This window comes from Streptomyces sp. CB02414 (assembly GCF_001905385.1).
In the GTDB taxonomy this organism is placed as follows: Bacteria; Actinomycetota; Actinomycetes; order Streptomycetales; family Streptomycetaceae; genus Streptomyces.
On the sequence record NZ_LIPF01000009.1, the window covers coordinates 152902 to 170102 of the forward strand.

General features: G+C 70.7%; 13 protein-coding genes and 1 tRNA gene. 3 read left to right on the top strand and 11 right to left on the bottom strand.

The window, feature by feature from the left end:
- Positions 1-69: 69 nt before the first annotated feature.
- Together AMK11_RS27850 and AMK11_RS27855 are read left to right on the top strand one after the other, a co-directional pair.
- The gene (locus AMK11_RS27850; RefSeq protein WP_073730835.1) at positions 70-2268 is read left to right on the top strand and encodes an elongation factor G-like protein EF-G2; all 2199 of its coding nucleotides are present in this window, start codon (positions 70-72) and stop codon (positions 2266-2268) included.
- 229 nt (positions 2269-2497) lie between these two features.
- Positions 2498-4153, top strand: a complete 1656-nt coding sequence (locus AMK11_RS27855; protein WP_073730836.1) for a hypothetical protein — start codon at positions 2498-2500, stop codon at positions 4151-4153.
- 89 nt (positions 4154-4242) lie between these two features.
- Here AMK11_RS27855 and AMK11_RS27860 read toward each other — a convergent pair whose 3' ends face one another.
- From AMK11_RS27860 to AMK11_RS27875, 4 genes are all read right to left on the bottom strand, one after another.
- Complete coding sequence (locus tag AMK11_RS27860) at positions 4243-4803, bottom strand: HIT family protein (RefSeq protein ID WP_073730837.1); 561 nt, start codon at positions 4801-4803, stop codon at positions 4243-4245.
- Positions 4804-4881: 78 nt separating this feature from the next.
- Complete coding sequence (gene thrS / locus AMK11_RS27865) at positions 4882-6858, bottom strand: threonine--tRNA ligase (protein ID WP_073730838.1); 1977 nt, start codon at positions 6856-6858, stop codon at positions 4882-4884.
- 92 nt (positions 6859-6950) lie between these two features.
- Positions 6951-8225: a hypothetical protein gene (locus tag AMK11_RS27870; protein ID WP_073730839.1), complete on the bottom strand. Its 1275-nt coding sequence runs from the start codon at positions 8223-8225 to the stop codon at positions 6951-6953.
- Positions 8222-8788, bottom strand: coding sequence for a DUF4365 domain-containing protein (locus tag AMK11_RS27875; protein WP_073730840.1), 567 nt, complete (start codon positions 8786-8788; stop codon positions 8222-8224). The genes AMK11_RS27870 and AMK11_RS27875 overlap by 4 nt, the downstream gene beginning before the upstream one ends.
- A 171-nt stretch (positions 8789-8959) precedes the next feature.
- On the opposite strand from AMK11_RS27875, the gene AMK11_RS27880 reads away from it, so the two are divergent.
- Positions 8960-9685 (top strand): 3'-5' exonuclease, encoded by a 726-nt coding sequence (locus tag AMK11_RS27880; protein WP_073730841.1) that lies wholly within the window; start codon positions 8960-8962, stop codon positions 9683-9685.
- 50 nt (positions 9686-9735) lie between these two features.
- Here AMK11_RS27880 and AMK11_RS27885 read toward each other — a convergent pair.
- The 7 genes from AMK11_RS27885 to AMK11_RS27915 all read right to left on the bottom strand — a co-directional run bounded on the left by AMK11_RS27885 (position 9736) and on the right by AMK11_RS27915 (position 16977).
- Positions 9736-9807, bottom strand: a tRNA-Val gene (locus tag AMK11_RS27885).
- A gap of 39 nt (positions 9808-9846) precedes the next feature.
- Complete coding sequence (locus tag AMK11_RS27890) at positions 9847-10293, bottom strand: SRPBCC family protein (protein ID WP_073730842.1); 447 nt, start codon at positions 10291-10293, stop codon at positions 9847-9849.
- A gap of 39 nt (positions 10294-10332) precedes the next feature.
- Entirely contained in the window at positions 10333-13068 is a 2736-nt protein-coding gene (locus AMK11_RS27895) for an exo-rhamnogalacturonan lyase family protein (protein ID WP_073730843.1), read from the bottom strand.
- Between the two features lie 107 nt (positions 13069-13175).
- Positions 13176-13787 carry a hypothetical protein gene (locus tag AMK11_RS27900; RefSeq protein ID WP_073730844.1) on the bottom strand — a complete coding sequence of 204 codons (612 nt, stop codon included), beginning with the start codon at positions 13785-13787 and terminating at the stop codon, positions 13176-13178.
- 12 nt (positions 13788-13799) lie between these two features.
- Positions 13800-14690, bottom strand: a complete 891-nt coding sequence (locus tag AMK11_RS27905) for a carbohydrate ABC transporter permease (RefSeq protein ID WP_073730845.1) — start codon at positions 14688-14690, stop codon at positions 13800-13802.
- Entirely contained in the window at positions 14687-15688 is a 1002-nt protein-coding gene (locus tag AMK11_RS27910) for a carbohydrate ABC transporter permease (RefSeq protein WP_073730846.1), read from the bottom strand. The genes AMK11_RS27905 and AMK11_RS27910 overlap by 4 nt, the downstream gene beginning before the upstream one ends.
- Positions 15688-16977: an ABC transporter substrate-binding protein gene (locus AMK11_RS27915; protein WP_073730847.1), complete on the bottom strand. Its 1290-nt coding sequence runs from the start codon at positions 16975-16977 to the stop codon at positions 15688-15690. Before AMK11_RS27915 ends, AMK11_RS27910 begins: the two co-directional genes overlap by 1 nt.
- Positions 16978-17201 lie beyond the last annotated feature (224 nt).

A 17201-nucleotide genomic window follows, 5' to 3' on the forward strand; every position in this document is an offset into this window, starting at 1 on the left:
AGCCGCCAGTGCACGCGGTCCCGCGTGTCCGCGCCCACAGTGACCTCACCGTGCACGGGAGGCAAGGACATGGGCGACAAGGCACACACCCACCCCGGAGCCGCCGGCAGGGCAACGGCGGCCGACCACCCCACGTCCGTACGGAATGTGGTGCTGGTCGGCCACTCCGGAGCGGGCAAGACGACTCTGGTGGAAGCCCTCGCGCTGACCGCGGGGGCACTGAACCGGGCGGGCCGCGTGGAGGACGGCGGCTGCGTCTCGGACTACGACGAGATGGAGCACCGGCAGCAGCGCTCCGTACAGCTCTCCCTGGTGCCGGTCGAATGGGACGGCATCAAGGTCAACCTCCTGGACACTCCCGGGTACGCCGACTTCGTCGGTGAGCTGAGGGCCGGTCTGCGCGCGGCGGACGCGGCCCTCTTCGTCGTCTCGGCCTCCGACGGGGTGGACGGCTCGACGCGCATGGTCTGGGACGAGTGCGCCGCCGTCGGCATGCCCCGCGCCATCGTGATCACGCACCTGGAGGCCGCCCGCGCGGACTTCGAGGAGATGACCCGGATCTGCGCGGAGGCCTTCGGCGGCGACGACCCCGACGCCGTGCTGCCGCTGTACCTGCCGCTGCACGGACCGCCGGCGCCCGACGGGCACGCGCCCGTGACGGGGCTCACCGGACTCCTGACGCGGAAGCTGTTCGACTACGCCTCGGGCGAGCGCGTGGAGTCCGAGCCGGGCGAGGAGCAGCTGCCGCGGATCGACGAGGCCCGTTCCCTGCTGATCGAGGGGATCATCTCGGAGAGCGAGGACGAGACCCTCATGGAGCGCTACCTCGGCGGCGAGCAGGTCGACGTCAAGACGCTCATCGAGGACCTGGAGCGGGCCGTGGCGCGCGGGGTGTTCTTCCCCGTCCTGGCCGCCGCCCCCGCCGCCGAGGGCGCCCGGCAGGGGCTCGGCACGGTGGAGCTGCTGGAGCTGGTCACCCGGGGCTTCCCGACGCCCCTGGAGCGCGCCGCGCCACGGGTCACCACGCCCGACGGTGTGCCGCGCGAGCTGCGGATGTGCGACCCCGGCGAGTCGCTGGTCGCGGAGGTCGTCAAGACGTCCTCCGACCCGTACGTGGGGCGGATCTCGCTGGTCCGGGTGTTCTCCGGCACCCTGCGCGCCGACCAGACGGTGCACGTCTCCGGGCACGGACTGGCCGACCGGGGCCACGAGGACCACGACGTCGACGAGCGGATCGGCGCCCTGTCCACGCCGTTCGGCAAGCAGCAGCGGCCGGTCCCGCACGTGATCGCGGGCGACCTGGCGTGCGTGGCCAAGCTGAGCCGCGCGGAGACCGGGGACACGATCTCGGCCAAGGACGACCCGCTGCTGATGGCCCCGTGGGAGATGCCCGACCCGCTGCTGCCGCTCGCCATCCAGGCGCACAGCAAGCCCGACGAGGACAAACTCTCCCAGGGCCTGGCGCGGCTGGTCGCCGAGGACCCGACGATGCGCCTGGAGCAGAACCAGGACACCCACCAGGTGGTCCTGTGGTGCCTGGGCGAGGCCCACGCCGACGTCGCCCTGGAACGGCTGCGCAGCCGCTACGGCGTCCAGGTCGACGTCGTACCCCACCGGGTCTCGCTGCGGGAGACGTTCGGCGGCAGGGCGGCCGGGCGGGGACGGCACGTCAAGCAGTCCGGCGGGCACGGGCAGTACGCCATCTGCGAGATCGAGGTGGAGCCGCTGCCGGGCGGCTCGGGCATCGAGTTCGTGGACAAGGTGGTCGGCGGCGCCGTGCCCCGGCAGTTCATCCCGTCCGTCGAGAAGGGCGTGCGGGCACAGGCCGCCAAGGGTGTCGCCGCGGGCCATCCGCTGATCGACGTGCGGGTAACGCTGCTGGACGGCAAGGCGCACTCCGTGGACTCGTCCGACGCCGCGTTCCAGACGGCGGGCGCGCTGGCGCTGCGGGAGGCCGCGGCCGAGGCCCGCATCCATCTGCTGGAGCCGGTCGCCGAGGTGAGCGTGCTGGTCGGCGACGACTACGTGGGCGCCGTGATGAGCGACCTGTCGGGGCGGCGCGGCAAGGTGCTCGGCACCGAGCAGACCAGCGGCGGGCGGACCGTGATCCGGGCCGAGGTGCCCGAGATGGAGATCGGCCGGTACGCGGTGGACCTGCGCTCCCTCTCGCACGGCACCGCGCGCTTCGACCGCCGCTACGCACGGCACGAACCGATGCCGCAGCAGGTCGCGGAGCGCCTGCGGGAGGAACTGCGGGCCGCGTCGTAGCGCTGTCGGACCGGCGCGGGGCTCCCCGTCCCCTCCCCCGCGCCGGACGCGCTCCCCCCGGCGCACGAGGGCGCGCTCCTGCGCCGACCAGCGCGTGCGGGGGCGCCTTTGGCCGTCCGGTGACGCATGTCGGTGCCTGCGGATACGCTGATGACCTGATCAACAGGTGTGCGGGGCAGGGAAGTCGGGAAGGCCGCAGGAGCGACAGTGGTGGCGATCGGGGGCGGGAATGACCGTTGACGGCGGTTACGCGGACTTCTTCGGACCGCAGGTGCCGCGTACGGACGACGGCGGGCAGACGGCCACGTTCGCGCTGGCCTCGGCCGCCTACCGGGACAGCGAGGCCGAGGAGATACTCAAGGCCGACAGCGAGTGGCACAAGTCGGCCGTGGGCAAGCCCCGGATCAAGCTCTTCCGGCCGAACCTGGGCGAGGCGTACTCACGGGCGATCATCGACCGGATGCTGGGCCCCAAGCGGGCCCCGCTCATCCAGTCCTTCGGGACGCAGCCGCAGGTGGTCGTGGAGCACAGCCTCGCGGCGCACCGCATTCGCAGGGAACGGGACAACTGGCTCAGTGCCGTCATGGTGCTGTGCGGAGTGCTGTTCCTGCCCGGGCTGCTGATCTGGCTCCTGGTCTTCCAGATCCGCACCACCGTCGCCCGGCGCGAGGACAAGCGGGCCGGCGCGCTCGCCACCGCGCTGCTCGTCGCGATGGCCGTCCTCGCCGTGCTGTTCCTGCTCAAGATGCCCTTCAGCGGCTTCTGGGCCTGGTACGCGCGCGCCTGCGTCGTCGCCCCGGTGATCGGCTGGTTCTGGGCCAAGCGGATCTGCGAGCGCACGGCGCGGGACCTCCGGGAGCGCTGGAGCGGCCTCCTGTCCGGCGCGGGCGTGGGTGCCAAGGTGCCCGAGGCGGTGCCGAGCAGCCCCGGCGAGACGGCCGCCGAGGAGCTCCGGCAGTCGCTGGCCCGCCTCAGCGCCGAGCAGCAGTCGAATTCCGTCTTCTACGCCGGTCCCAAGGGAATCCTCGGCATGGGCACCCGCTGGGGCAGCTGGCAGCTCGCCGAGGAACTGGTCCCCGTCGACCCGGACCGGGAGATCAACCCGTTCCGCAGCTGGGACGTCATCAAGGCCATCCACGACCGGCTGCGCATGCTGGAACGGGGCCCGCTGCACACCGGCGGCTTCCCCAAGCCGACCGTACGGCACTGGATCGTGACCCCGATCGGGGAGAACGCCGACTCGGTGTCCCGGCCCGAGGGCACCGACGTCGAGGCGTACCAGGTCAAGCAGCACGCGATACAGGAGATCTGCGACAAGCAGCAGTTCGGCGCGGGCGACCGGCACTACCTGGGCGTCCAGTGGACCCTGTGGGACGGCCAGTTGGTCATCTCCATGCTGATCACGGTGACGGTGCTGCACGAGACGCTGCGCATCGAGGTCACCGGGCACGCCCTCGGGCCGGTGCACTCCCTGTTCACGAGCAAGCCCGCGGCCAAGGAGAAGACGGTCCAGAAGTCGGTCAAGTTCTGGGAGACCCGCACGGTGAAGCTCCCGCTGGTGGACACCGACGAGGTGGTGCGGCTGGCCGCACGGGCGCCGCTGACCTGGTATCCCCCGCTGCTGTACTGGCTGGGCGGCAAGCTCACGCTGCCCGAGCCCTTCGGTGTGCGGCACGCCTGGGCGGACCGGCCGTGGCGGCACCGCTTCATGGCCGACGACGCGCTGCGCGCGGCCACGCCGGTCCTGCGGGCGGTGCACACGGCGGCGATCAAGGTGCTGAAGGAGAACGGCGTGGACACGGAGAAGTTCGGTGCCCGCGCGGGCGGTCTGAGCGGGGCGGTGCAGGAGGCGGTGCCCAAGAAGGCGGACGTCTACGACGCGTAGGCCTCCGGCGGTCGGGCGGGGGTTTCCGGGGCGGACGTCTCTGGGGGCCGCCGTCCCCGGACCCCGCTTCGGCCTGGACGGCCTCGTCCTCAAACGCCGGACGGGCTGGAGGGCCAGGCTTCCGCCAGCATCTTGCGGGTGTCGCCCAGGAGCTGGGGCAGCACCTTCGTGTGGCCGACGACCGGCATGAAGTTCGTGTCGCCGCCCCAGCGGGGCACGATGTGCTGGTGGAGGTGGGCGGCGATGCCCGCGCCGGCCACCGTGCCCTGGTTCATGCCGATGTTGAAGCCGTGGGCGCCGGAGGCGGTGCGCAGCGCCGTCATCGCCTGCTTGGTCAGCTCGGCGAGCTCCGCGGTCTCCACGGCGTTCAGCTCGGTGTAGTCGGCGACGTGGCGGTAGGGCACGGTCATCAGGTGGCCGCCGTTGTACGGGTACAGGTTGAGCACCGCGTACACGTGCTCACCGCGCCGGACGATCAGCCCGTCCTCGTCGGACTTGGCCGGGATCGAGCAGAAGGGGCAGCCGTCGTCGGCGCCGGGGCCGCTCGGCTTGTTCTCGCCCTGGATGTAGGCCATCCGGTGGGGCGTCCACAGGCGCTGGAACGCGTCCTGCGTCCCGACTCCGATCTGCTGCTCGGGCTCACTCGTCATGCGTGCAGCATATGGCGTCGCGTGCGGTGACAGGGAAAGGCCCCCGGGATCCCCCCGGGGGCCCTCCGCGGTGGTCGCTCAGACCTGCGCCCGCTCCTCGACGACCTTCGCGATCTTCGCGATGGCCTCGTCGACGGGGATGCCGTTCTCCTGGGAGCCGTCGCGGTAGCGGAAGGAGACGGCTCCGTTCGCCATGTCCTCGTCGCCCGCGATGACCATGAAGGGCACCTTCTGCTTCTGGGCGTTCCTGATCTTCTTCTGCATGCGGTCGGAGGAGGAGTCGACCTCGACGCGCAGGCCCTGCTTGCGGGCCGTCGCGGCGAACTCCTCCAGGTACTCGACGTGCGCGTCGCCGATCGGGATGCCGATCGCCTGGACGGGCGCCAGCCAGGCCGGGAAGGCGCCCGCGTAGTGCTCCAGGAGCACCGCGAAGAAGCGCTCGATGGAGCCGAACAGGGCGCGGTGGATCATGACCGGCCGGGTCTTGGTGCCGTCCGCCGCCGTGTACTCCAGGTCGAAGCGCTCGGGCAGGTTGAAGTCGAGCTGGATGGTCGACATCTGCCAGGTGCGGCCGATGGCGTCCTTGGCCTGGACGGAGATCTTCGGACCGTAGAAGGCGGCGCCGCCCGGGTCCGCCACGAGCTCCAGGTTCTGCTTCTCGGCGACCTGGCGCAGCGTCTCGGTGGCCTCTTCCCACGCCTCGTCCGAGCCGACGAACTTCTCCGGGTCCTTGGTGGAGAGCTCCAGGTAGAAGTCGGTCAGGCCGTAGTCGCGCAGCAGGTTCAGGACGAAGGTGAGCGTCTTGTCGAGCTCCTCGGACATCTGCTCGCGGGTGCAGTAGATGTGCGCGTCGTCCTGGGTGAAGCCCCGGGCGCGGGTCAGGCCGTGCACGACGCCCGACTTCTCGTACCGGTACACCGTGCCGAACTCGAACAGGCGCAGCGGCAGTTCACGGTAGGAACGGCCCCGCGCGTCGAAGATCAGGTTGTGCATCGGGCAGTTCATGGGCTTGAGGTAGTAGTCCACGCCCTCGTCGAGCTGCATGGGCGGGTACATGCCGTCGGCGTACCAGTCCAGGTGGCCCGAGGTCTCGAAGAGCTTCCCCTTCGTCGCGTGCGGGGTGTAGACGAACTCGTAGCCCTCTTCCTCGTGGCGGCGCCGCGAGTAGTCCTCCATGACCCGGCGGATGATGCCGCCCTTGGGGTGGAAGACGGCGAGGCCGGAGCCGATCTGCTCCGGGATCGAGAACAGGTCGAGCTCGCTGCCCAGCTTGCGGTGGTCGCGCTTCTCGGCCTCGGCGAGGAACTCCAGGTGCGCCTTCAGCTCGTCCTTGGTCGGCCAGGCGGTGCCGTAGATGCGCTGGAGCATGGGGTTCTTCTCGCTGCCGCGCCAGTAGGCGGCGGCGTTGCGCATCAGCTTGAACGCCGGGATATTGCGGGTGGTGGGCAGGTGGGGGCCCCGGCAGAGGTCCTTCCAGCACAGGTCGCCGGTCTTGGCGTCGAGGTTGTCGTAGATCGTCAGCTCGCCGGCGCCGACCTCGACGTCCGCGCCGTCGTCGTGCGAGGCGGAGCCCTTGAGGCCGATCAGTTCCAGCTTGTACGGCTCGTCGGCGAGCTCCTCGCGGGCCTCGTCGTCGGTGACGACGCGGCGCGAGAAGCGCTGGCCGCGCTTCTGGATCTCCTGCATCTTCTTCTCGATGGCCTTGAGGTCATCGGGGTGGAAGGGCTTCTCGACGTCGAAGTCGTAGTAGAAGCCGTCCTTGACGGGCGGGCCGATGCCCAGCTTGGCCTCGGGGAACAGCTCCTGCACGGCCTGCGCCATGACGTGCGCGGTGGAGTGACGCAGGATGTTCAGGCCGTCCTCGGAGGAGATCTCGACGCCCTCGACGGTCTCGCCGTCCTTGACCTCGTAGGCGAGGTCCTTGAGCTCACCGGCCACCCGCGCCGCGATGATCGAGCGCTGGCCGGCGAAGAGCTCGGCGGCCGTAGTGCCCGTCGTCACCACGCGTTCTTCCTGCTCCGAATCGCGTTGGATGATCACACGGACGTCTGACACCGGTCTCTCCTGACTGAAGGTGGGGCTGCGGCGCCATACCGGAGCGCACGCATAGGGGCGATCGTACCGACCGGGGCCCGCCCACCGCGAAATCAGTATCCGCGGTCGCCGCCGTCCTCCCCGTCGTCGCCGTCCCCGCCGCAGGTCTCCTCGAAGAAGGCGGCCACCTCGACGTGCTCCTGCACCGCCTTCAGCAGCCGGTCCCGTTCCGCGTCGTCGACGGGCACGGGGGCTATCTCGCAGGCCCCGGTGAGCCGCCGGAAGCCGCCCCGGCTCTCCAGGCGGCCCAGCACCCGCACCGGCAGCCCGAGGAGGTGGGCGTGCCCGGCTATCCGGTAGGCCTCCTCGTCCAGGGTGATCCGCACGTGCGGCACCTCCGCCCCGGCCAGCACCCGCAGCCGTACGGTGCCCGCGCCGCGCGGCCCCGGTCGGCGCATGCGGACGACGGTGCCGGTGAGCCGCACCGGCACGGAGGGCTCGGCGCGCAGGTAGCGGGCGGCGGCCTCGCGCAGGGCGGGCAGGTCGCCGGGCGAGAACTCGACGGGTTCGGAGAGGGAGGCGCAGCCCTCGGGGACGCCCGCGGCCGGTGCCCAGTCGATGCCGACGCGGGCGCCCTGGGTGCCGCGGACCAGGGCGACGAGCGCGTCGGTGAGTTCGTGGCTGACGCCGGCCGCCACGGCCGCGTCGAAGGCCTCCATGCCGCCGGTGGCCCGCCGGTAGTCGACGGCCTCGCGGGCGGCGTGCAGGGCCTGGTGGAGGCGTACGGCGAGCGGGCGGCCGGTGGTGACGGGCACGAACGCCGTGAGGCGGCGTCCGCCGGGGGCGGCACCGACCAGGACGTTCTCCAGGACCTCGGCGGCGGAGCGCCGGTGCCGGGCGCCGTAGTAGCCGGCACGTGCGCGCGTGGCGAGTGCTCCGGCGAGCAGCATCCGGCGGGCGGCGGAGCGCAACTGCTCCTCGGCGGGCCACGACGCGGCGTCACCGGGCCCGGCCGCCGGTACGTCGCGGCCCCAGCGGATCTCGTCGCTGGGCACGGCGAGGGAGACCAGGATCTCGCGGGCGGCGGGGGTGCCGCTGCGGGAGAGGGCGAGCAGGGCTTCGGCGAGCAGGTCGTCGCTGTCGGGGAAGGCACGGCTGACGGGAACCAGCAGACTGGTGGCGCCGGCGCCCGGCCCCGGTGGGGTCCAGCGGCCGTAGCGGCCGGGTGCGCCGCCGCGCCGCCGCCAGCCGTGCCGGTGGAGCAGGGCGGTCAGCACCGCCGGATCGACGGTACCGGGCTCGGGCGGCCGGCCGTCGTACCAGGCACTGGCGTCGGCCGGGTGGGGCCGCACGGCGCGCAGGGGCTCTCCGGTCGGGCGGTGCGTCATGGTTTCCCTCCCGTCCCGACCCGCGTCATGATCTCGCACAGCGCCCGGTCGTCGAAGATCCGCGCGGTCGGTATCCGCACGGTGGTGCGTCGCCGGCCGGTGACCGGGTGTCCGGCGAGGTTGGTCCAGTAGCAGCAGTGCCTGAGGTCGAGCCGGTCGTGGCCGGCGCGCAGCCACTGGTCCCGGGACCGGGGGACGATCATCACGACGAGGATCTTGTGCACCGAGACCGGGGTGCGGGCGAGCTTCGCCAGGTGATCGTTGTCGAGGGTGAAGGAGAAGAAGCGGCCGGGTGGGCTCGGCGGTATCTGGTACGTCGCCTTGAGCTGCACCTTGATGGTGACCTCGTCGTCGACCGTGTGCCCGGGGGCGCTGTGGCTGACGTGCCAGTCGATGCCGTTGTCCGGGAAGGGCTGGGAGAGCGAGCAGCCCGCCGCGGCGGCGACCGCGTGGAGGTAGCCGACCTGCAAGGTCTCCATGCAGGCGGTGGTGGCGAGGGAGCCCCGTGTGGGCGCGGTGCGCTCGGGCAGCAGCCCGCCCCGTTCGGGCTGCGCTATGGCCATGACCAACAGCCTTCCAGAACTGGTGTATCCCCGCTGCGGGCCTGTGAACTGCAAAGACCCTCACTCCTGTTGTGTCCTTCCGGCGTACGGCGCAAACAGCCCGGGTATCACCGAACCGGGACAGAAGACGGCGCGTCAGCTGCCGTACTGGGACGAGGAGTTGAGTGCCCTATGACGTGCTGGTTCGAGGGGCCGCTGGCCGCCTTCGACACGGAGACGACGGGTGTGGACGTCGAGACCGACCGGATCGTGTCGGCTGCCCTCGTCGTCCAGGACGCCCCCGGGCTCAGGGCGCGGGTCACCCGGTGGCTGGTGAACCCGGGTGTGCCGGTGCCCGAGGCGGCGACGGCGGTGCACGGGCTGACCGAGGAGCATCTGCACCGGCACGGCAGGTGGCCGGCGCCGGTGATGTGGGAGATAGCCGAGGCGCTGAGCGAACAGGCACGCGCCGGACGCCCGCTGGTGGTGATGAACGCCCCGTTCGACCTGACGCTGCTGGACCGGGAGTTGCGCCGGCACCGTGCGTCGTCACTAGGGCGCTGGCTGGATCAGAGGTCGCTGCACGTGCTGGACCCGAGGGTGCTCGACAAGCACTTCGACCGGTACCGCAAGGGCCGCCGCACCCTGACCGACCTGTGCGCGCACTACGGCGTCGAGCTGGCCGGCGCGCACGACGCGGCGGCCGACGCACTGGCGGCGCTGGAGGTCGTACGGGCGGTGGGCCGCCGCTTCCCGTCGCGGCTGGAGCGTCTGTCCGCCGCGGAGCTGCACACGCTGCAGGCGGTGTGGCACGCGGGGCAGGCGCGGGGTCTGCAGGCGTGGTTCGCGCTCAACGGGACCGAGGAGGCGGTCGACCCGGCCTGGCCGCTGCGGCCGGACCTGCGGGCGGCGGCGTGAGTGAGTACATGAGAAAGCCGGTCCGCTTGCGACGGACCGGCTTTTCCCGGTGGGCGATACTGGGTTCGAACCAGTGACCTCTTCGGTGTGAACGAAGCGCTCTCCCACTGAGCTAATCGCCCGGGAACGCACTGAACAATACAGGTCCTGGCGGGCTTCCTTCAAACCGCTTCCAGGTGGGCGGCCAGCCCGCGCCGTCCCGCCCGCATCATCAGCCGGTGGTTGGCCCGGAACAGGGGCCGCCCCGGCACCGCGAGGCGGCGCAGGAGCGGCTTGCGCACGACGACCTCCTGGTCGTAGCGGGCGAGGGTGCCCGAGCCGTGCTCGGTGACCGTCCAGCGTGCCCAGCCCTCCAGGTCGCCGCTCATCTCGACCTCCAGCACGCCCGCCGCCGGGTCGCGCCTGCCCTCGCGCAGGGTCGTGGTCAGGTCGTACGGGAGCAGTGAGCGGACCCTCAGGACGGCGGTGGTGTCGTCGAGGCGGGTGACCTCGCGGGTCTGGGGCCACCAGCGGGGGTAGTCCTCGAGCCGTTCCAGTTCCCGGTAGACCGCCGGGGCGGGCGCGGGCAGGGTCCACAGGCTGCGGAATCGGTAATGGTTCCAGTCCACCCGGGAAGTGTGCCCGCACCCGCGCCCGTCAGGGGCCGGCTACGGCATCCGGTCCCCCAGAAGTGCCAGGTTCTCGATGGCGGCGAGGCCGTAGAGCGCGGTGTCGTTGGTGGCGACCCAGGTCGCCTCGCTGCCGGGCACCAGAGCGGTCGGGCCGCTCACCTTCTCGGTCTTCCAGGGCGCCGACTCCTTGTAGCCGTCGGAGTCGTAGAACTTCTGCCAGGCGCGGGCGGCGAGCTTGTCGTCCCCGGTCTGTACGGCCGCGTAGGCATCGAGGCGCGAGTGGCCCTGGAAGAGGATGAGGCTGCCGAAATTGCTGCCGTAGCGGGCCGCCTGTTCGGTCTTGGAGGCATTGAAGTAGCGGCAGTAGTCGTAGTACGCCTCGCTGAACTCCGGCATGTCGACGAGGTCGATGAGTTCGGCGCACAGTTCGTTCAGGCCGAAGACGGCCGACAGGTGGGAGACCTCGACCTTCGGGGTGCCGGCGATCGCGAACCGGCCGGTGTCGAGGTCGTAGAGGCCGCTGCCCTGCACGAAGCCGTTGGGCTGGGCGGCGATGGTCTCCATCGTGGACAGCACGCGGGCCTTGGCCTTCTCCCACTTGGGGCCCTTGCGTTCCCACTCGGTCAGCCACGCCGAGACCAGGCCGCTCCAGTCGGTGCCGAATCCGACCGACAGGGCGTTGCGGTCGGGGGTGTAGGGCTCGGTGCGGATCTTGCGGAGCGGGTCCAGGGCGAGGAAGGTCTCGTCGGAGTCGACGTTGGCGTGCATGAGGTCGCCGACGCGTTCGTCGGCGGTGAGGAAGTAGTAGAAGCGCCGGTAGGTGGTGTTGGCGATCCGCTGCTGCTTGGCGCTGTCGGCGTAGTGCTGGACGCCGTGGCGGGTGCCGAGGCCGGCCCATTCGCCGAGGTGGTAGACGTCGACCTCGCCGGTGTGCCGGGTCATGGCCTCGGCGAAGCGGAAGATGTCGGCGCGGCCGGAGCGCAGGTAGGCGTACCAGAGCCAGAGGTCCGGGGAGAGTTCGGAGTTGTCCCAGGCGTAGCCGCCGATGTCGTAGCGCCACTGGTGCCGGGCGGCGTCGTAGGTGTGCATGATGTCGCCGTAGTCCCAGAAGCCGTACCAGCGACGCTGCTCCACCTGGTCCTTGTAGTAGGTGAAGAGGAAGTCGAGGTGGTCCTCGATCTTCGCCTTGGCGGGGGTGGAGCGGTCGGGCTTCGAGTAGAGGCCGGGGCCGAAGACGCCGGCCTTGATGAGCTGCTCGGGCGGGGCGGCGAGCTGCGGCAGGACGCGTACGGCCTCGATCTGTCCGGCGAGTTTCTCGGCGCTCGGGGTGGCGGCGTTGGCCCAGAAGAGCAGCTCGGAGGTGCGGGCGATGCCGTAGGGGGTGCCGAAGCCGGGTTCGTAGTCCTCGTAGGTGATGTTGAGGCCCTCCAGCTGCTCCTCGTAGGTGTCCTGGCCCATGCCGTCGTGGTAGAAGCGCAGGTCCATGGGCTGGGCCTCGGGCGACCAGAGCCAGAGGGTGACCTCGGCCTCGTCGGTCTGCGCGTCGCGGATGTCGAGCTGGGCGGGGTGCTTCTCCCAGAAGTCGCGCAGGCCGAAGGAGAGGCCGCCGCTCACACCGCCGACGTAGCCGACACCGGAGGCGCGCCGTCCGCCGCCGGCGCCGATCCAGCCGTGGCCCTTCTTGGTGCGCTTGCGCAGGGTGAAGCCGTCGGCGGAGAGCTGGGAGAGGGTGTAGTCGCCCCACTCGGGGATGTACTGGAGCCGGGTGGTGACGCGCTGGTCCCAGGTGGCGGGGTCGGGCAGCTTCTCACCGGCGAACTGGGCCGCCTGCACGGCGGCGCCCGGGTCGCGGCGGAGGCCGGTGATGCCCTTGACCGCCTCGCGCAGCAGGCCGGTGCCCTCGCCGCCGATGCGGATGTGACGGTCGTAGGACTCGTCGCGCATCGGGACGGTGAAGCGGACGCCGAGGCCGCGGATGAAGTCGCCGCTCGCCTTCCCGGCTTCCTGCTTCCCGTCGAAGGTGATGGTGTGCACCATGCGGAAGGAGTCGGCGCCCGCGTAGAAGTACAGGCGGATGGAGAAGGGGAGCCAGCCGCGGTGGCCCTTGCGGTGTTTCCCGTCGATGCGGACGACGGCGCGGACCGGTCCCTCCTGTTCGACCTTCACCTCGTCGATGGCGCCGTCGAAGCGCTCGTACTTCACCGTGCCCTGGTCACCGTCCTCGATCTCGGGCTGGCGCAGGAGGACGAGGCGGCCGTTCTTCGCGATCTCGGTGGAGCCTCTGGTGACGGACTTGACGAGGGTCGATCCCGACGTGCCGATTCTGGCGGTGATGACACCGGTCGATATGTCGATGGTGCCGCCCCGCTGGTCGACGGTGACCTTCTTGGCGGGGGCGGCGGGGGCACCGGCGGTGAGGGTGAGCTTGCCGTTGCCGGAGCCGACGGCGTGGGCGGTCCACTTCAGGGAGCCGTCCGGCCAGTAGGCGAGGGGCCAGGACTGGGTGGGTACGGCCTTGCCGTCCGCGTCCGTGACGGCGAAGGTCTGGTCCTCCTGGTAGGTGCCCTTGGGCCAGGGGACCCCGACGGTGGAGCCGGGGGCGGCGCCGAGGCCGCCGTCCTCCAGCCAGGTCAGGGTGACGGGGCTGTCGTCGGCCGTCTCGGCGGCGGGGGCGGCCTGGGCGCCCTTGGCGCCGAGGGCCCAGCTGAACTGTGCGGCGGCTCCGGCGACGGCGGCCGCCTTGAGGAGGGACCTGCGGGGGATGGGGGACATGGCCTTTCCTTTCCGTTCCGTGCGGATGCGGAGGGGTGGTTTAGATGTCAAGGGCATGACAGGTAGAGGCTCGGCGCCGAAGCGCCGGCCTTCAGGAGGCAGGGCCGTCAGCGGCGCCGGTAGCGCTCCTCCACGGCGACGGCCGCCGCCGCGACGGCGCCCAGGACGGCGACCGCCAGCGGCGCGCTGAACCAGGCGGAGCAGACCACCACGGCCAGCCCGCCGACGATCAGGAAGGAACCGGCCGGGTCGAGCACGGTGCGCCGGCCGGCCCGCGCGAGCAGCGCACGCCAGGAGGCGCCGGGGCGCCATGCCGCCGCCGCGCGCAGCCCGGCCACGGTGGCGCCGATCAGGGCGAACACCCCGACGGCGCCCACGAACGGACCGCCCGGCAACCCGCTGCGCACGGCATGCACGTCCACCCACACCGCGGCCAGGGCGGCCCATCCGGCGACCCCGACGAGCCACCCGCGGCGCACCGCCGACCGGAAGTCGGCGGTGAACTCCCGCCAGCCACCGCGCTCATGGGCGAGCCGGCGCCCGAGGTGCCGCGCCCCCGCCGCGAACGCGGCCGGGTAGGTGACCAGCGGCAGCGAGGCCACGGCGATCCACACGCCGGTGAGCAGGCACTCGGCGAACAGCGCGAACCCCTCGGCGAACCGCGACTCGCCCCGCTCCCCCGCCCGCTCCGCACGGGCCTTCGCACGCACCTCGGTCATGATCGGTTCACCTCAGCCCTTCAGGCCGGACGTGGCCATGCCGTCGATCAGATAGCGCTGGAAGGCCAGGAAGAAGGCGAGGACGGGCAGCAGGGCGACGAGCGACATGGCGATCATGCCGCCGTAGTTGGCCAGCCCTTCCTGGTCCACGAACATCTTCAGGCCGAGGGAGACGGTGTACTTGCTGGGCTCGTTGAGGTAGATCAGCGGGCCCATGAAGTCGTTCCACGAGTTGATGAAGGTGAAGATCGCGCTGGTGATCAGGGCCGGGCGGCACAGCGGCAGCACGATCGACCAGTAGATGCGGAAGTGCCCGCAGCCGTCCAGACGCGCCGCCTCGTCCAGCTCCTTGGGCAGGTTCCGCATGAACTGCACCATCAAGAAGACGAAGAACGCCTCCGTGGCCAAGTACTTGCCCAGCAGCAGCGGGGTGTACGTGTTGATCATGTCCATGTTGCGGAAGAGCACGTACTGCGGGATGAGGAGCACGTGGTACGGCAGCAGGAGCGTGCCGATCATCAACGTGAAGAGCAGGTTGCGCCCGGCGAACCGGATCTTCGCGAAGGCGTACGCGGTCAGCGAGCAGGACACCACGATCCCGATCACCGAACCCACCGCGAGGAGCAGTGAGTTGACGAAGAAGGTGGAGATCGAGATGTCGGCGATGCCGTCGGCGAGGCCGGTGTAGTTCGAGATGATCGGGTCGGCCGGGAACAGGTCCAGGCTGCCGACGATGTCCCCGCTCTCCTTGAGGGAGCCGCCGATGACCCAGAGCACCGGGTAGAGGATCACCGCCAGGATCGCCAGCGACCCGATGTGCCAGGCGAGCGAGCCCGGCAGCCTGCGACGCAGGGCGCCCTTGGCGGGCGGGACCGGCGTGACGTCGGTGGCCTGTGTGCTCATCGGCCGCCCTCCTCGTAGTGCACCCAGCGCTTCTGCGACCAGAACAGCACCGCGGTGACCAGGGCGACCGCGACCAGCAGCATCCACGCCATGGCGGAGGCCAGGCCCATGCGGCTGTTCTCGAAGCCCTGGATGTACAGATAACAGGTGTAGACCATGGTTCCGTCGGCCGGTCCGCAGGAACTGCCGCCGGCGCCGCCGCCGACGATGTAGGCCGAGCTGAAGATCTGGAACGAGTGGATGGTCTCCAGCAGGACGTTGAAGAAGAGGACCGGGGAGATCATCGGCAGGGTGATGTTCCAGAACTGCCGCAGCTTGCTCGCGCCGTCCACGTCGGCCGCCTCGTACAGCTCGCGCGGCACCTGCTTGAGGCCGGCCAGGAAGATGACCATCGGGGCGCCGAACTGCCAGACGGTGAGCGCCACCAGGCTGTAGATGATGAGGTCCGGGTCGCCGGTCCAGCCGCCGGCGTCGATCCCGAAGAACTGCTGCGTACGGTCGACGACCGCGTCGTCCGAGAAGATCGCCTTCCACACGATGGCGACGGACACGCTCGCGCCGATCAGCGACGGGGCGTAGAAGGCGGCCCGGTAGAAGGCCTGCCCGCGCCGTTTCTGGGCCAGCAGCAGGGCCACGCCGAGCGCGGCGATCAGCTTGATCGGCGTGCCGACGACGACGTACCAGAGCGTGACCTGGACCGAGTGGCGCCAGCGCGGATCGCCGAACATCTCGGAGAAGTTGTCCAGGCCGATCCACCGGGGCGCGTCGAACAGGTTGTAGTCGGTGAACGCGAAGTAGAGCGAGGCGGCCATCGGTCCGGCCGTCAGCAGCAGGAATCCGGCGATCCAGGGGGACATGAAGAGGTAGCCGGCCAGGTTCTCCCGGCGGCCCCGCCGCTTGAGTTCGGCGGGGCGCGGGGACTTCGCCGGACCGTGCCGCGGCTCGGAGTCCTTGACCGGGTCCTCCACGGCGGGGGCGTGTGTCACGGCGCTTCCCATCAGCCGGCGAGAGCCGTCTTCGACTCGGAGAAGAACTGCTTGACCGCGTCCTCGACCGAGCGCTCACCGAGTGCCATCTCCTCGGCGATGCGCAGGAAGGCGGCCTCGCAGATGTCGGCGCCGTTGGGGTGCGGGGTGATGGTCTCCAGGACGCCCGCGTCGACGAGGGACTGCTCGTATGCGGCGATCGCCTTGTTGACCGGGTCGGTGGGCCGGTACGCGTCGTACTGGACCTGCGTCGTCGGCACCCCGCGGTCGTAGCCCATGATCTTGGCGACCTCGGGGTCGTGGACCATGAAGTCGATGAACTGGGCGACTTCCTTCGGGTGCTCGGTGCGCTTGTAGCCGCTGAGCATCAGCGAGCCGAGGTACTGGCCGGTGCGCTTGCCGTCCGTGGTGGGGATGGGCGCGAGGCCGTACTCGCTCTTGCCCTCGGAGGTGTAGCGGACGGTGAAGTTGTCCCAGGTGAACTCGCTGCCGGCGAGTTCGGCGGAGAGCGCCGACTTGGGCTTGATCTGGGCGACCTTCTTCGGGTCGGCGAACAGGCCGGACTTCACGCCCTTCTCCGCCTTGGTCCACCAGGTGGTCAGGTCGGCCTCGGTGAAGCCGAGTCCGTCCTCGGTGAAGAAGGCCTTGCCGTTCTGACGCAGGTACAGGTCGTAGAGGTACATGACGCCGTACATGCCGCTGTCGCCGGCCCGGCCCGTCCGGTCCCGGACGCTCGTCATCGCCTTGTCGAAGTCGTCCCACGTCCAGCCCTGTTCGGGCTTGACGCCGGCCCGGGTGTAGACGGGCTTGTCGATGACGAGCGCCATCGAGTTCGAACCGACGGGCACGCCGAGGAGCTTGCCGTCGATCTCGCCGAACTTCTCCAGGCCCGCCCGGAAGCCGTCCATGGAGAGATTGCCGGCCTTCACCTGTTCGCTCAGGTCGAGCAGTACATTCTTGGCGTCGTATTTCCGGAGAAATCCGATGGCATTCTGGAAGACGTCCGGAGGATTCCCGCCGGACGCCTGGGTGTTGAACTTCTTCCAGAAGTCGGTGTACGGCTGGAAGTCGGTCTTCACCTTGATCTTCGGGTACTTCTTCTCGAAGAGCGCGATGGTCTTGTTGATGCGTTCCGCCCGGTCCTCGGCACCCCACCAGGAGTAACGAATCGTCACCGTTCCGTCCCCGGATCCGCTGCCGCCGCCGCACGCGGTGGCCGTCGCCCCCAGCCCCGCGACGGCCAGCGAGGCCCCCGCCGCCTTGAGGATCGTCCGCCTCTCCACATTCCCGCCCTGCTGCATACGAGCCTCCCCGCGACGTCGCGTCCGCCTCATGAATCGTTTCAAGTAAGCGCTTGCTGGCACAAGGTACGGAGGGCCCCGGGGCGCGTCAATGATTCGGACAGGAATTGCCGGGCGCCGCCCCTCGGCGACCGGACCGCCCCCTGAGCGGCCACCTGCCGGCAGCCGGGAAGAACTCCCTGGTCGACGCCGCGTGACCGAGGGGCCGAACGCGGGCGGGCCCG

What these genes read in the sequence shown, in the direction of transcription:
- AMK11_RS27850 (WP_073730835.1), top strand. Translation starts at nt 70, where the DNA reads ATGGGCGACAAGGCACACACCCACCCCGGAGCCGCCGGCAGGGCAACG.
- AMK11_RS27855 (WP_073730836.1), top strand. Translation starts at nt 2,498, where the DNA reads ATGACCGTTGACGGCGGTTACGCGGACTTCTTCGGACCGCAGGTGCCG.
- AMK11_RS27860 (WP_073730837.1), bottom strand. Translation starts at nt 4,803, where the DNA reads ATGACGAGTGAGCCCGAGCAGCAGATCGGAGTCGGGACGCAGGACGCG.
- AMK11_RS27870 (WP_073730839.1), bottom strand. Translation starts at nt 8,225, where the DNA reads ATGACGCACCGCCCGACCGGAGAGCCCCTGCGCGCCGTGCGGCCCCAC.
- AMK11_RS27875 (WP_073730840.1), bottom strand. Translation starts at nt 8,788, where the DNA reads ATGGCCATAGCGCAGCCCGAACGGGGCGGGCTGCTGCCCGAGCGCACC.
- AMK11_RS27880 (WP_073730841.1), top strand. Translation starts at nt 8,960, where the DNA reads ATGACGTGCTGGTTCGAGGGGCCGCTGGCCGCCTTCGACACGGAGACG.
- AMK11_RS27895 (WP_073730843.1), bottom strand. Translation starts at nt 13,068, where the DNA reads ATGTCCCCCATCCCCCGCAGGTCCCTCCTCAAGGCGGCCGCCGTCGCC.
- AMK11_RS27900 (WP_073730844.1), bottom strand. Translation starts at nt 13,787, where the DNA reads ATGACCGAGGTGCGTGCGAAGGCCCGTGCGGAGCGGGCGGGGGAGCGG.
- AMK11_RS27905 (WP_073730845.1), bottom strand. Translation starts at nt 14,690, where the DNA reads ATGAGCACACAGGCCACCGACGTCACGCCGGTCCCGCCCGCCAAGGGC.
- AMK11_RS27910 (WP_073730846.1), bottom strand. Translation starts at nt 15,688, where the DNA reads ATGGGAAGCGCCGTGACACACGCCCCCGCCGTGGAGGACCCGGTCAAG.
- AMK11_RS27915 (WP_073730847.1), bottom strand. Translation starts at nt 16,977, where the DNA reads ATGCAGCAGGGCGGGAATGTGGAGAGGCGGACGATCCTCAAGGCGGCG.